Source organism: Jutongia sp. (genome assembly GCF_057878315.1).
Genome location: NZ_DBLXSO010000011.1, coordinates 54,676 through 69,459, shown reverse-complemented (window position 1 = coordinate 69,459; position 14,784 = coordinate 54,676). Strand labels below are relative to the sequence as shown.

The window sequence follows — 14,784 nt, the reverse complement described above, 5'->3', positions numbered from 1 at the left end:
GCTTTGATAAATACGCATCCGTACGACTGAGCTCCGTAGGTGAGCTCAGCTATTTCGGACGGCACGCTCCCGCTACCACTGCACCACGCAGCGGTACATAACGCCCCATATTGATTTTACAGTAAGATATGAATATTTTATTTAGTATGGGGCGTAAGTACCGGCGGGTGCAAGTGCCTTTCGAAACATCTGAATCCCACCTCGGAGCGAGTACGGCAGGATGCGTTTATCAAAAATCAAAGCAGCAAAGCAATTAGACTTTTTGAAATCCGTAAGTGACAAGACAATTTTAATACCACCAGCTCACGGTTTCGTCAGATATCCTGAAGCAAAAATCTATATTAATTTTCCTCGGACATAAGAAATAGTATGGGCGCAATCAACTAATCGGTGTGCGAAGTTTGAGTTATTAACTGATCCGTGGTGCATCATTTCCGGCACCACAGTTTTAGTTTTTAAATGTTTCATTGCTTCCGGTAATGCAGCAAAAATTATAGTTTAGTTCCTGTATCCAGAAGATTTTCCATGCTCTTTAAGCTGATCAATATCGTTGAGGTATTGTGCAGCAGAGCAGACATCGTCGGCTGGAAGACCCCTGCTACGCCTAACAGGATCAGTCCGGTGTTGATACCGACGATCATATGATAATTCTTATTGATCCGTCTGACCATGGCGTCGCTGAGCCGCTTGAGTGTCGCGATCTCATACAGATCATCTGCACTGATCGTCACATCCGCAATCTCTCTGGCGATCTCCGCACCATCGCTGATGGCAATGCCTACGCTTGCCTCCGACAATGCCGGCGAATCGTTGATGCCGTCTCCGATCATAATAACCCTTCTGCCGGATTTCTTTTCGTTCTCAACGAACTTCGCCTTATCCTCCGGAAGCACCTCGGAATAATACTCATCCACGCCGACCTTGTGTGCGATCGTGGATGCGATCCGGTCACTGTCACCGGTCATCATGACAACCTTGGAAATGCCGCACTGCTTTAACCGGCGGATTACCTCCGGAGCCTCCTTACGGAGCGGATCCTCAATACAGATGACTGCCGCAAGCTTGCCTTCAATTGCCATATATAAATGGGAATACTGCTCCGGAAGCTGATCAAACAGCTCCTGCTTACCCTCCGGAATCACGGCATGCTCATCCTCAAAGACAAAATGGTGACTTCCGATCACGACTTCCTTACCCTCGATGGTAGAATAAATGCCATGTGCCACAATATACTCGACCTTAGAATGAAGCTCCTCATGAACCAGATTACGCTCCACTGCCTTCTCGACAACAGCCTTAGCCATAGAGTGCGGGAAATGCTCCTCGAGACATGCCGCAATACGAAGCAGCTCATCCGAAGACTGTCCATTGAAGGATACAACATCCACAACGGTCGGCTGCGCCTTCGTCAGGGTTCCTGTCTTATCAAACACGATCGTGTCTGCCTCAGCCATCGCCTCAAGATACTTACCGCCCTTCACGGTGATATCGTATGTACTTGCCTCGCGTATCGCTGACAGAACCGTCAGCGGCATTGCAAGCTTGAGTGCACAGGAGAAATCAACCATCAGCACCGACAACACCTTGGTCGTGTTGCGCGTCAGAAGCCATACAAGACCCGTTCCCGCAAAGGTATACGGTACAAGCCGATCGGCAAGATGAGCCGCTCTGCCCTCCAGTGAGGATTTAAGCTTCTCGGAATCCTCGATCATTGTCATGATCTTCTCATACTTGCTGGAGCCGTTGACCTCCTTGACACAGATTGTGATCTCACCTTCCTCGACAACCGTGCCCGCATAGGCGTAACCGCCCTCAATCTTTCTGACCGGATTGGACTCACCGGTCAGGGACGCCTGATTAACCATCGCCTCACCGGCAACCACATCGCCGTCAAACGGAATCACATTACCCATATGGACAACAACCCGGTCTCCGGAGTTCACCGCCGTAAGCTCCGTGAGTTCTTCCTTTCCTTCTCTGATCAGCCATACCTTGCTGATGTTGAGCGACATGCTTCGTGCCAGATCCTCCACGGACTTCTTGTGAGTCCATTCCTCCAGGATCTCGCCGATACCTAACAGGAACATGACGGAGCTTGCCGTGCTGTAATCTCCACGGAATACCGAAACACCGATCGCCGTTCCGTCAAGAACCGGCACCTCGATCTTTCCTTTCAGCAGCGTCCGCACGCCCTCACAGACATATTTCACAGACTTCACGGTCGCAATGACGTCTCTCACCGATATCGGCAGGAAAAGCTTCGTTCCATAATGAAGAATGACCCTATTCACCAGCTTATCCCAGTAATACTGATTCATTTCCCGTCCGGAATTCTTAAGATAATCCGCCGGCACCTCGGTCTGCTGATACGAAAATCTCTGAAGCTCCTTCAAAATCTCCCCGCGGTCCCCGTCATACTCGATAATGGCATCACAGGTTCTGTTCTGGACCTTCACCTTCTGTACGCCCGTAAGTCCCATCAGATAATATTGAAGTGTGTCTGCCTGTGAAAAGCTCATCCGCTTCCGGATCACATGAACACGAAGTCTTCCCTTTATCTCATGTTTGATCTGAAATCTCATATCGACCTACGCCTCTGTTTCTTCCTCGTCTTCAACCTCTGTGAAAGACTCATCCTCAAATTCCTCGTCCATTGCTGCACGGTCATCGTTGATCTGCTTTGCACCTGCATAAATGTCCTCCGCATTCTCCTGAACACATGCTGCAGTCTTTAAAACACATTCCTTTGCACGAAGAACGGCTGCTGTACAGTTTGTGTAAAGCTTCTTCGCATCATCACTGGCGAGAATCTTGATGCCTGCTGTTCCGAATAAAACGCCTGCTGCAAAAATTCCTGTCTTTGCCTTATCAATTTTCTTTAAACAATCTAACATAATGATACGCCTCCTGTATTGTCCGTGGGAATACATAAAATCCCCCACGTTTTATTTATAGTGTAACAATTTTATACTCTTCCTTCCCAAAGAAATCAAGCATTTATTTCTTTATTGATATTCTTTATCAATAAAGTCTATACCTGACTAATGACCAGAATATCATTTTCACGTATCACAGTGTTACCGTTCGGTATTTTCACGCGGTCCTCACGCATCAGTACAAGCACCAGACTGTCCTCCGGAAGCTTGACCCTGGAAAGTGGCAGACCGATCCACGGACTCTCCCTGTCAATCTCAATCTCCGACAGATAAAGCCCCAGATTTTCTTCCGGCGAAAGTGCACTGAGCACGATCTTATCGCCCTCCATGATCACAGTATCGCCGTTCGGCACGATCCGTTCCTCCCCACGCAGGATCAACACCAACAGAAGATCCGGCAGAGATGTGACATCTTTGATCCGGTGCCCCGCCCATGGGTGATCCTTTTTGATCATAATCTTGACAAACTCGACCGGAACCTCCTCGGAATAATCACTGAACGTCTTCATAACGTTGCTGTTGTCATCGATCATATCAAGCCTGCGTGCCATAAAACCCAGAAGCGATCCCTGAATGCTGATTGAGAACAGCACAATAAAAATTACAATATGAAAGAGATCGTTCTTCGTATATGCCGGATCCACAGTCGCCAGAATGGCAAATACAATAGACGCGGCACCTCGCAATCCCGACCACGACACCAGAAGCTGCTGACGGGCGGAGCACCGGAATGGCGTTAATATTGCAAACACGGACAATGGTCTTGCAACAAAGGTCAGAAACAATGCAATCGCAAATGCCACCGGGATGATCCCGGGCAATGCCGACGGAAACGCCAGGAGCCCGAGCAGAAAGAAGATCAGCATCTGCATCAGCCCTGTCAGACCATCAAAAAAATGAACCAGCGACTTCTTATTGTGAAGCGGACGGTTTCCCATGATCAGACCGGCAAGATAAGCCGCCAGATAACCGTTGCCTCCAAGGATTGCCGCACCGGCATAGGACAAAAGCGCCATACTGAATACGAAGATCGTATCCACGCCGTCCCCCGCATTCTTCATACGCGAAAGCACCCATGCACCAAAGACCGCCGTAAGAACACCGATAAGCACACCGAAGATTACCTGCAGCAGCACAAGCTTCACCAGACTTTCCCCGGTAAAGCCGCCCTTCATCACTGCCAGAATGATCACCGCCAGCATATACGAGCAGGGATCATTACTACCACTCTCCATCTCCAGCATGGATGCCGTGTTATCCTTCAGATTGAGGCGTTTTGAACGCAGGATCGAAAACACAGAAGCCGCATCTGTGGAACTTAATACCGCACCGATCAGCATGCTTTCCCAGAAATCAAACCTGAGTACGCCCCAGCAGAAAATCCCTGTCGCCGCTGCCGTCAAAAGCACACCCAGCGTGGAAAGCAGCACTGCTTTTCCCGCCACCGGTCTCGCCTGCTTCCAGTTCGTTCCAAAGCCGCCGTAAAACATAATAAAGATCAGCGAAACCGTACAGATCTGCTCCGCTATCTGATAATTGTCAAATGAAATCTTCAAAAGTCCATCTGTTCCAAACAGCATGCCGAGCAGAATAAACGCCAACAGCACCGGAATGCCAAGCTTCGCAGATATCTTATTCAGAAACAGACAGAGTAAAATAATTGCCGCAACAATCAATATGTAATTTGTCATGCACTCCTCCTCATCCATGGGAAACACGTATCCCTACCTAATATATGTCGCAATTTCTACAATCATATACTATATTCGATGGAAAGACAACACAGCACGGAAACATTAAAATAAAATGAATTATCTGCTTTCCTCTTGACTTATTCTGTAAGGTCGATATGATGTGAAGTAAGAAATATTAAGAGAAACGAGGATTATCATGGCACAGACAGAAAAAACACTTGATTGGGAGCAATATTTAAAAACAGCGGCACAGGTTGTCTCTGAGGGAATTGTCATGCTGAAGAACGATAACGATGCACTTCCGTTAAATCCGGACGATGAAATCGCGTTATTCGGACGCATTCAACTTCATTATTATAAAAGCGGAACAGGATCCGGCGGTATGGTAAATGTATCAAAGATCACCGGCATTCCGGACGGTCTGCTGGAAAACGGTGTCTCCGTCAACGAAGAACTGCTCGATGTGTACCGGAAATGGGACAGTGAAAACCCCTTTGATCTCGGAGACGGCTGGGGTAAGGAGCCATGGTCACAAACCGAGATGCCTTTGGACGAGGCGCTGGTCGCACATGTCTCTGAAAGCAGCCATACCGCGATCGTCATCATCGGACGTACTGCCGGCGAAGAACAGGACAACTCTCTGCATGAGGGCTCCTATCTTCTGACTGCTGCCGAGAAGGACATGCTTGCAAAGGTCCGCCACCATTTTCCGAAAATGATCGTACTGCTCAATGTCGGCAATATCATTGACATGAACGAGCTGCTGTCCTTTGATCCGGACTCTGTCCTGTATGTATGGCAGGGCGGCATGACCGGCGGAACCGGTACTGCTGACGTGCTTACCGGTAAGATCAGTCCGTGCGGTAAGCTGACCGACACGATCGCCGCTAATGTAAACGACTATCCTTCCGCTCCATACTTTGGTGATCCATACAGAAACTTCTATTCCGAGGATATTTATGTCGGATACCGCTACTTTGAGACATTTGCCCGCGATAAGGTTCTCTATCCTTTTGGCTTTGGTCTTTCCTATACAACCTTTGATATTGCGATCACTGGCGCAAAACAACTGTCCGATAAATGGGACTTCACTGTCAAAGTCACCAATACCGGAAATTACAGTGGCAAAGAGGTTGTCCAGATCTACTGTAAGGCACCACAGGGCAGGCTCGGCAAGCCGTCCCGCGTTCTCTGCGGCTACGAAAAGACGGACACTCTGGCTCCCGGAAAGTCCCAGGTCATGACGATCTCCGTGTCCAATGCACAGATTGCTTCCTATGATGATTCCGGTGTGACCGGACACGCCCACTGCTTCGTCCTCGAAGAAGGAACCTATCGCTTTTATGCAGGCTCTGATGTGCGCAGTGCGAAGGAGTTCTATCATTGTCCACAAAACAGTACAGAGGTCATTTCCCGCCATGAGCAGGCTCTTGCCCCTGTGGAATCATTTGACCGTATCCATCCGGAGATCTCCGAGGGCCGCTATGTGATCCGCATGGAAAATGTTCCGCTTTCTCATGTGGATGAGGCAAAGCGCCGTCAGGACAATCTTCCGAAGGAAATTCCTTTCACCGGAGACAAGGGCATCCGCCTCGCCGATGTCAAAAACGGCACGCACACCATGGACGAATTTATCGCCCAACTGACCGACTATGATCTATCCTGCATGATCCGTGGAGAGGGCATGAACAGTCCAAAGGTAACTGCAGGAACAGCTGCTGCCTTCGGTGGTGTCTCTGATGAGCTTACTGCTCTCGGCATTCCATGTGGCTGCTGTGATGACGGTCCATCCGGCATGCGTCTCGACTGCGGTACCAAAGCATTCAGCCTGCCAAACGGAACAATGATCGCCTGTACGTTTAATCGTACACTGATCCGGGAGCTTTTCTCCCTGACCGGACTCGAAATGATCGCCAATAAGGTTGACTGCCTGTTGGGACCCGGCATGAACATTCACCGCCACCCGTTAAACGGCAGAAACTTTGAATATTTATCCGAGGATCCGTTCCTCACCGGAACCATTGCAAGCGCCCAGTTAAAGGGACTTCACAGTGCCGGCGTCACCGGAACGATCAAGCATTTCTGCGGAAACAACCAGGAGACCGACCGTCACGATACGAATGCCGTAATCTCCGAGCGTGCTCTTCGCGAAATCTATCTCAAGGGCTTTGAGATTGCCGTAAAGGAGGGCAATGCGGACTCCATTATGACAACCTACGGACCGGTCAACGGCGTCTGGACAGCTGCCAACTACGATCTGACCACACAGATCCTGCGAAACGACTGGGGCTTTACCGGCTTTGCCATGACCGACTGGTGGGCAAAGATCAACCGCCGCGGACAGGCAGTCGACAAGTCCGACCTCGCTGCCATGGCAATGGCACAGAACGATGTTTACATGGTATGCTCCTGCGGTGCACAGAATGACGACAACATTCTCGCCTCTCTGAAGGACGGTTCCCTGCAGCGCAGCGAATTGCAGCGTTGTGCCGCCAACATCTGCCGTTTCCTCATGAACACCCATGCGATGAACCGGCTGCTTGGCACAGAATGCAGGATCAATATTATCAATCGTCCGGCAGACGAGTCCGATGTGGACGAATCTACCGTCAAATTTTATGAACTGGATGGCGATCTTACGATCGATCTGTCGGACATCTGTACCGATAAAGGGACAAACTACAGCTTCGGTCTGGATATCCTGACCGCCGGCACTTACGAAATGACACTCACCGCAAGCTCCACCCAGAGTGAGGTTGCGCAGATCCCGGTTACCCTGTTCAGTCTCGGAACCGCATATGGCACCTTCACCTGGAACGGCACAAACGGGCTTCCGGTATCCCACCGAATCGACATTCCGCTGTTCTCGCGCTATACCAATCTGCGCCTCTTCTTTGCGCAGGGCGGACTGGACATGCACAGCATCCGATTCCGTCTGGTGTCAACCGAGCTTTAATGTCCGCCCCCAACAATCTATAGCTATTTCCATCCCCGGATCTTTTCACGATCCGGGGATTTTTCTTTTCATCCATGCAAGGACGTCTCGTTCCCTGCATTTCCTCATCGGTCAGTTCGTTTAAAACCCAAAAATTACAGTGCTAAAATGAATGCAGAAATGAAAAATATACGTCCTATATGGCAACCGACAAAATACTTTTGACCCAAACATCACAAAATACAAGAATAAAGAAAGGTGGATTTCTCTATGAAAATCACAAAAAAAGCAGTATTAGCCATAATGTGTTTATCCTTGGCTGCATTTGCACCCGGGAAAGCACATGCCGCAAACAAAGTACAGATACCGGATGGCGCATGCCGGAAAGGAAACGATATTTACTACAGCTACTCCGGAAGCGGTCTGCGAATGGATCTAATGAAGATCAATACAAAGACACACAAAAAGAAAATGATTGTTTCCAATAAATACAAGGGACGTACAACCAACGGTTTCTTTGATCTGAATATAAAAGGAAACAATATTTATGCCACTTACAACATCGTAGACGGAAGTGACGGATTCAACTTCTACATCTGTAAGATCAACGTAAAAAAGAAAACAAAAAAACTGCTTACCAAAGGACATCATCCGATCGTCATCGGCAACAAGATCTATTTTGTCAAAACCAAATACAATAAAACTTTTTACCAGGACCAAGATAAAGGAATCTATGTCATGAATCTTTCCGGCAAGAAGATCCGGAAAGTACGTAAAATGTCGTCATCATCCTACATTTACTCCCTTGGCTCATACGGAAAATCACTGGTATACGAGCACACAGATTCCAATCAGGAACGTGTCTACACACGTCTGTCCAAACAAGGCAAACGGCTTGGTGACCTCGATCCAAACGACACCATAACAAGCACCTACACCGGCGCCGACTCTTCCTACGACTGCGGCGTTGACAACAAGTCTTATTACGTCACCGGAGGCAAAGTATTATGCACGGACTACGGCTGCCCCTATGGTATGTGTCCAGAATTACGGATACATATTATAGGAGCAGCCCGTTTGGTGTTCCTGCTTCCGCTTCCATATGATCAATAATTATCGATCACATATTCCGTGCGTACATTTTGATAGTCACCATGATTATTCCATGTCAGATAACCTAACACCTGAAACGCAAACGGATACCCCTGTGTCAGATCCGCCATCTGCATGGCGTCTTCCCTCTCCATCTGAAAAATACCCATATATTTACGGATGATCGCCTGAGTGTTTAACGGTTTCATCTGTATTTTCGGTGCACGGTATAAAAATGAGATTTCTCATGCAGCACTAAACGAAACGTATCCGATACCTGATCTCCTTTAAATGCAACATCAACGAATTCCATATATCCCAGATCATGATGTACCCACGAAACCGCTGCAGCATCTGGATATATTGGATTTTTAGTTCCATCTGTCCGTCTTATTAAATACTTCAAACCACTGATTTTATGAAAGCCACTTGGCATCTCTTCAAACATATTTAAAATAGCAACCAGCTCCTCCGGCTTAAACATTTCAAAAGCCGCCGCTGTCTCATCCGTTACCCCTGCGGTCAATTCCTCATAATCCGGAACCTTGATAGAACACCCAAAATTCTGAACCAGAATATAGTCTACTGCATCAATATCTTCCCCGTCATGTGTAACATAGCGCACCAAAGCATCATAAAGACGATTGGAGAAAAAAGTTCCCAAAGTTCCATTCACTTTTGCTTTTCTTGGAATTGCGTTTTGAAAAACATCCTTTGATAAAGTTACCGTATTTGCTTCTTCGCCATATGTAATTGTAATATCATTATTAATATGTTTATCGGTCAGAATCCACTTACTTGGCTTTTTCTCTCCCTGCTGCGGAATATTTTGATACAATTCATAAAAACGAGAGGTGTAATCTCCCGCCCATTTTTCCTCTTCATCACTTAAGATAACCTTATATTTCTGATATAAACGAATGGAATCTGTGGCATCACTTGGATATACATCTTCATCTAGAAATTCTACTTTCCATGGACTGACAACATTCGCCGTTTCTTCGTATCCGAAATAAGTATCATCAGCCTTCCACTGATAAAAATAATCCGATTCCGCTGCCTTTGTCACTTCCATGTCCGGCACGACCACACCCGCACTCTCTACTTTCACCTGTACAGGTTTTGGTACAGAATATCCTGCCATATCAATTTTGACAAAATAATCACCCGACTCTATGCCTCTGAATGAATAATCGCCTTTTTCATCTGTTGCAGCACTGTACGACTGATAATTGTTATACAAAATAACATTTGCAGCATCACCATTCTGCAATCCGGTAATTCTTCCTGAAGCAGACAACTCTGTCGCACTGATCGTATCACACGGAAAGCACAGCTGTATAACGACCACTAAAATCATTGACAATAAAATTCTTTTTACATTCTTCATTCAAAGTCCTCCTCACTCATTGTTTTTCCCAGAAAGCCATGCACCAACAAACAGTGCAATGCCTGTTCCAAACACTGCCAAAAAAAATATCAATATTCCCTTAACACCTATAGAATCTCCACTACGCATAACCAGAATCGTCAGCCAGGAAATAATTGGGTCAATCAACCACGACATCATATCACCTTCTTTACTAAACCACTCCCGTTGTTTATAAATTTAGTATAACAACTATGTGGATGAAGTGGTTTATTTTTTTGACATCATCCATATGTCGAATGTAATATTTTAAGACAAAAACATCCATTCATCTTCACCTTATCGTTAGTTCTGATAATCACACTCTTAGGTGAATCACCAATAACAGGAATTGCACCAAAAGCATTAAGAGCAGAGACATATTGCCTCTGCTCCTATCAATTTTACCAAATTTTATATTTAATTTTCTTTATCAGCTTTTTTGTCCTTTTCAAATAACTTTTTCACATCAATTTCATTGTACCCTAAAATGTAATGATTGATAGCTGCTTTTCCAATGGCATAGGTTCCTCCACTGGCAATCGCCGCACTGATCGTGGAACCGGCTCCCGGGAATAACATATTTGCAAGTTTGGATCCCTGCTGTGCTGCCAATCTAAAACCGAATCCGGCTCCTCCCATACCTCCTAAGCGTATAACAAAATCCTTAGCTGTTTTTATTGATATCTCACTTCCGGCTAAAGCTGCTATCATAACCGTATCTAATGCCTGAATAATCAATAAGATATAAATATCACTGATTGGAATTGGACTGAGTGCAACTGTCCCAGAGATAGTCGACATCGCTTTGTTGACATGATTGGCAATTTTCAAGACCAATTCCTCCAGTTTAAACGCCATTCTCATCCCCATCTGAGCCTCATAGTCAGCAATTGAATTTTCCAGACTTTCCCGAAGTATATCAATATGATAACGGCCATCATAGCTGATTTTCAGCCGTTTACGTTCTTCCACTGAAAGTTCGTTAATATCATCCAGGTCTATTTCATCTCCCTGATCATTTTTCCAATCAATCAATGAAGATACCGGAATTACAGCACTTGCATTAAACTGTTTCTTATTAAACTTCTCTTCAAAAAATGCCACATGTTCCTGAATTCGATTTAATTTCTTTTCAGAATAACTATTTGGATCAGTTTCTCTCGCAGGCATAACTGCATCCACTCTGTTCAACGCAACAACAACCGGAAGCTCTGCATTATTTTTTTTGTAATATTTCTCCCGTACTTTCTTCATAAATTCTATATCATCATCGGTTGCATTCGATCTATCCGTACATCCTATGATTAAAAGTGCAACGTCTGGATCAAATTCTATAATATCATCACATAATTGTTCTTCAGCAGTCTCTGTATTTTCTCCTTCATGTTCCGCAAATCCACGAGAATCTAAAATATCCATAAGCGTTCGGCCCTGCTCTTTACAGCTGTAACTTACAGTCTCCTTCGTTCCAATATCGACAGCACTTACCTCTGCAACGTACATGCCACATAATGCGTTGATCAAACTGCTCTTCCCAACTCCGGTACGTCCCATAACAAAGATTCTCGGCGGACGATGATGATCTAATTGATTAATAAGTTCCCGGAGATTTTCGTCCCCCAGAATCTGTTTTTTAATCATGTCCGTCACAGTATTCGGAATAGCATCCGGAATATTGTCCACTATTTTTTCCAAGCGGTTATAAATCCCCTTAAAGTTTTCAATTCTCTGTTCTATTGTTCTTTGATTTTCCATAATGATTCCTCCATTTTTGTATTTTATAGTTTTTTTAGTACCTTCTGAAACACCCGATAATTCCTCTCATCCCGTCCTGCCACCATCCGCACCGCAAATACCACTTCTTCAAAGCAGTCGAATTTCTTCAGATTATCCCGGAACAATTCGGCAACCTCCTGCGGGTCATTGCCAAATGCGCCGCAGCCCCAGGCTCCGAGTACGAGTTTCTTATGTCCGATGCTCTCCGCCAGACAAAGCAGTTTATAGATCCGTTGATCGAGAATTTCTGCTGCATGGATCCCCGGTTCGTTGATCGGCGCCGCCATTGTGATAACCGATACTTCTACCGGCGCAATATCGTGGTACTTTTCGTCCTTGATAATAAACACATGAGGCGAGTAAATCGCCGTGTCAGATCCACTCTCGTTTTTGTCATTTCTGCGATTGTAATCGTAAAACGGGAATGCCTCCTGCGAGATCAGGGAATTGTATAATGTTGATGTCCGGCACAGGTCTTCTTCCTGCGCTCTTGCTCCGATCCGCACGCCTCCGCCCTGCGAAATGGAATTGGCAAAATTAAGCACCAGCACATCCGAAGCACCCTGCTTTTTCAGGGATCTCGCCGCCTGGTAGGAATCTTCTCCGGTCACACGGATCAAAAAGCTTCCCTCCCGGTCAACATGCTGTTTTGCCAGCTCATCCATCGTCCGGACATCATAGTATTTTGCAGCCTCTGCATGATCCCCCGCATACTTTTTGCTTTTGTGCAGGGTATCCATAAATACTTTAATATAATGATTTGTATTAAAAAACATAAGCGTTCCTTCTACTCCGTCAATGATATTTCTCCGATTTCAAGCTTCATCGCCTGAATCATTTCGCCCATTTTTCCATCGCTTTCCGCCAGCGTTTTTAAGACAATTCCAGCCAGTCCACTGTCATTCGCCCACGCAACCAGACTCTGAACAAGCGCAAATTTCCTGTCGTTATCCACTTCACTGTTGATTGCCTCCAGCATTTGAAACATCAACTTCTGACCGCTTTTCAGGACATCGTTGCTATCCAGCTTCTGTGCAGCTTTTGCATCCCCGTTTTCTTTGTATGTCTCTAGTTTTTTCCTGCGCTTATCGGTCTGCTGCTGTTTCATCTGTTTCAATACAACGTCCAGTGTTTTCGTCAGATCAATATCCTTCAACTCTACTTCCAGTTTCATCGCTTTCTCTCCTTTCTTTTTCTTGATCGAGATCTCTTCAATAGAAATAAATTTCTGTTTTTCTTTCAGGTTCAGTGCTTTCTTTATGCTTTTGTTAATTGCATGACTTCCCTTCCCTGCTGCCATTTTTTGCAATCCCTTAATGTGCAATGCCTGTTTTCCCACGTCTGGTACCTGAGCAATTAATTTTAGAAATGATACAACCAATCCCGTTCCCATTCTGGCAATTGGTTTCACCTTAACAACATCTTTTATCCCCTTGAAAATCCCTCCATCCAACTCTCTGATCACTTTCTTTACACCCGTGCGATCGTACGACAGGATTTCCACACTCAGTTTTGCATGTTCCATTCTTCACCACCTTTATTCGCCGCCCTCGATAATTTCAAGGAACAGGTATATATCCTCCTCTGCGAAGCAGGACAAAAGTACATGGTCGAGCATATATCTGTCATCGACCCTGCGCATGCCACATAGCTCCAGCATACCGTCTGCCAGCTCACAGAATTCGTCTTTTGCTGTTTGGGCACTGTACGATTTTTCGTACAGCATTGAAATCTCTTCCATCCTTCGGTAAATGATGTACTGCGCCAGCACCAACAAATCTGAACGCTGCACCAGATGAATGCGCTGCTTGAATTTCTTTAATTCTTTTTCCTTGGTCCGGCGGGCTGCCTCGTCTGTTTCGGCTGCCAGCTCCATCTGCAGAATCATCTGCTTTTCCCGAAGCACTGCTGAGTTGAGCAGCTCGGAAATGTACTTTTTATCGACACGATGGATCTCTCCGCCAAGTGCATTGTAAAGTGCATATTTGTCCTGGTGCTTGTTCCGCCCCGGCATTGTGGAGTAAAGTTCCAGCACCAGATCGCTGATGCGGTCCTGCGGTGCATATGCCACGCTTGCCAGACGACGTATTTCCTTTGCCTTGTCCGGCGACAACGGATTTCGGATCGTACGCAGACGATTTTTGACAAACCGCTCAATCTCCGTTCCACCGTAAACGCCCTTCTGTCCCTTTTGCTCACGCCACTCCATAAAGCCGGCAGCCTGCAGCTCCTGCGCCAGAGACTCCATCACATCCTTGCGCAAAAAGATCAGACATTCTTCCACAAGCTGTCTATAGCATTTGAGTACCGTCAGACTGTAGCCTTTGAAATATTTCTGGTGTTTATGCATCCAGACCAGAAACTCCTCCTCTGGATAATCCCGGACTACCGTGTATTGTTCCCGTACCCAGTTCGTGTTACTTTCCTGCTCCCATTTTCCTCTGTTCTGACTTTTACGCTCATAAAACTCGATCATCCGACGACATTTGTCGATCCCGAGCCCATGATCCAGACAATATCGCGCGATAAATTCCCGGTAATCGTTATCCTGAATCCCCTGCTGTGAAATGCCAAGCTGCAGATACTCTTCGGTCTCCTCCACCGACAGCCCTGCTGCCAGCGCAATCCTGAAAATATAGGTTCTGGATGGAATGCTCTGTTCGCTCAGCCCAAACCATCTGCGGATCGTCTGGCGGTTTGCGATCCGGGCATCCTTGATCGTCTTATAGAAATTCTGATAAGCTCCCTGACGCTCTTCCTGTGTGATTTCGGAATCCCCTAAGATTTCCGGATACCAGTGCTTTGTCATAAAGGAAGTAAATTCCTGATAATAGTTACTTGTGATATCACGATATAGTTGTTTACAATACGTATCACTCATTATGTATTCTCCTTCGGTTATCTTAATGAAATCAGAAGCGATCATTTATTATACTTTCT

12 protein-coding genes are annotated in these 14,784 nt (G+C 46.1%); 2 read left to right on the top strand and 10 right to left on the bottom strand.

Annotated features, from left to right (window positions below):
* Positions 1-491 precede the first annotated feature (491 nt).
* The 3 genes from ACZLMD_RS04305 to ACZLMD_RS04295 form a co-directional block, all read right to left on the bottom strand.
* Positions 492-2,582 carry a heavy metal translocating P-type ATPase gene (locus ACZLMD_RS04305; protein ID WP_489495176.1) on the bottom strand — a complete coding sequence of 697 codons (2,091 nt, stop codon included), beginning with the start codon at positions 2,580-2,582 and terminating at the stop codon, positions 492-494.
* A gap of 6 nt (positions 2,583-2,588) precedes the next feature.
* Complete coding sequence (locus ACZLMD_RS04300) at positions 2,589-2,894, bottom strand: DUF6110 family protein (RefSeq protein WP_118562029.1); 306 nt, start codon at positions 2,892-2,894, stop codon at positions 2,589-2,591.
* A gap of 137 nt (positions 2,895-3,031) precedes the next feature.
* The gene (locus tag ACZLMD_RS04295) at positions 3,032-4,627 is read right to left on the bottom strand and encodes a potassium/proton antiporter (RefSeq protein ID WP_118562027.1); all 1,596 of its coding nucleotides are present in this window, start codon (positions 4,625-4,627) and stop codon (positions 3,032-3,034) included.
* A gap of 199 nt (positions 4,628-4,826) precedes the next feature.
* Here ACZLMD_RS04295 and ACZLMD_RS04290 point away from each other — a divergent pair, with 199 nt between their 5' ends.
* Both ACZLMD_RS04290 and ACZLMD_RS04285 read left to right on the top strand, forming a co-directional pair.
* On the top strand, positions 4,827-7,586 hold the full coding sequence (locus tag ACZLMD_RS04290; RefSeq protein WP_482522099.1) for a glycoside hydrolase family 3 protein: 2,760 nt from the start codon (positions 4,827-4,829) through the stop codon (positions 7,584-7,586).
* Positions 7,587-7,835: 249 nt separating this feature from the next.
* Complete coding sequence (locus ACZLMD_RS04285; RefSeq protein WP_489495175.1) at positions 7,836-8,678, top strand: hypothetical protein; 843 nt, start codon at positions 7,836-7,838, stop codon at positions 8,676-8,678.
* On the opposite strand, the gene ACZLMD_RS04280 is transcribed toward ACZLMD_RS04285, so the two are convergent.
* The 7 genes from ACZLMD_RS04280 to ACZLMD_RS04250 all read right to left on the bottom strand — a co-directional run bounded on the left by ACZLMD_RS04280 (position 8,672) and on the right by ACZLMD_RS04250 (position 14,725).
* Positions 8,672-8,866, bottom strand: a complete 195-nt coding sequence (locus ACZLMD_RS04280) for a hypothetical protein (protein WP_489495174.1) — start codon at positions 8,864-8,866, stop codon at positions 8,672-8,674. The two genes, ACZLMD_RS04285 and ACZLMD_RS04280, sit on opposite strands and share 7 nt — an antisense overlap.
* The gene (locus ACZLMD_RS04275) at positions 8,863-10,047 is read right to left on the bottom strand and encodes a carboxypeptidase-like regulatory domain-containing protein (RefSeq protein ID WP_489495173.1); all 1,185 of its coding nucleotides are present in this window, start codon (positions 10,045-10,047) and stop codon (positions 8,863-8,865) included. The genes ACZLMD_RS04280 and ACZLMD_RS04275 overlap by 4 nt, the downstream gene beginning before the upstream one ends.
* A 12-nt stretch (positions 10,048-10,059) precedes the next feature.
* Positions 10,060-10,224 carry a hypothetical protein gene (locus ACZLMD_RS04270; RefSeq protein WP_489495172.1) on the bottom strand — a complete coding sequence of 55 codons (165 nt, stop codon included), beginning with the start codon at positions 10,222-10,224 and terminating at the stop codon, positions 10,060-10,062.
* Positions 10,225-10,485: 261 nt separating this feature from the next.
* Positions 10,486-11,823, bottom strand: coding sequence for a GTPase (locus tag ACZLMD_RS04265; RefSeq protein ID WP_489495171.1), 1,338 nt, complete (start codon positions 11,821-11,823; stop codon positions 10,486-10,488).
* Positions 11,824-11,846: 23 nt separating this feature from the next.
* The gene (locus ACZLMD_RS04260) at positions 11,847-12,620 is read right to left on the bottom strand and encodes a TIGR02452 family protein (RefSeq protein WP_486818629.1); all 774 of its coding nucleotides are present in this window, start codon (positions 12,618-12,620) and stop codon (positions 11,847-11,849) included.
* A gap of 11 nt (positions 12,621-12,631) precedes the next feature.
* On the bottom strand, positions 12,632-13,369 hold the full coding sequence (locus ACZLMD_RS04255; protein ID WP_022304905.1) for a hypothetical protein: 738 nt from the start codon (positions 13,367-13,369) through the stop codon (positions 12,632-12,634).
* A 12-nt stretch (positions 13,370-13,381) separates the two neighbouring features.
* The gene (locus ACZLMD_RS04250) at positions 13,382-14,725 is read right to left on the bottom strand and encodes a hypothetical protein (RefSeq protein ID WP_489495170.1); all 1,344 of its coding nucleotides are present in this window, start codon (positions 14,723-14,725) and stop codon (positions 13,382-13,384) included.
* Positions 14,726-14,784: the final 59 nt, after the last annotated feature.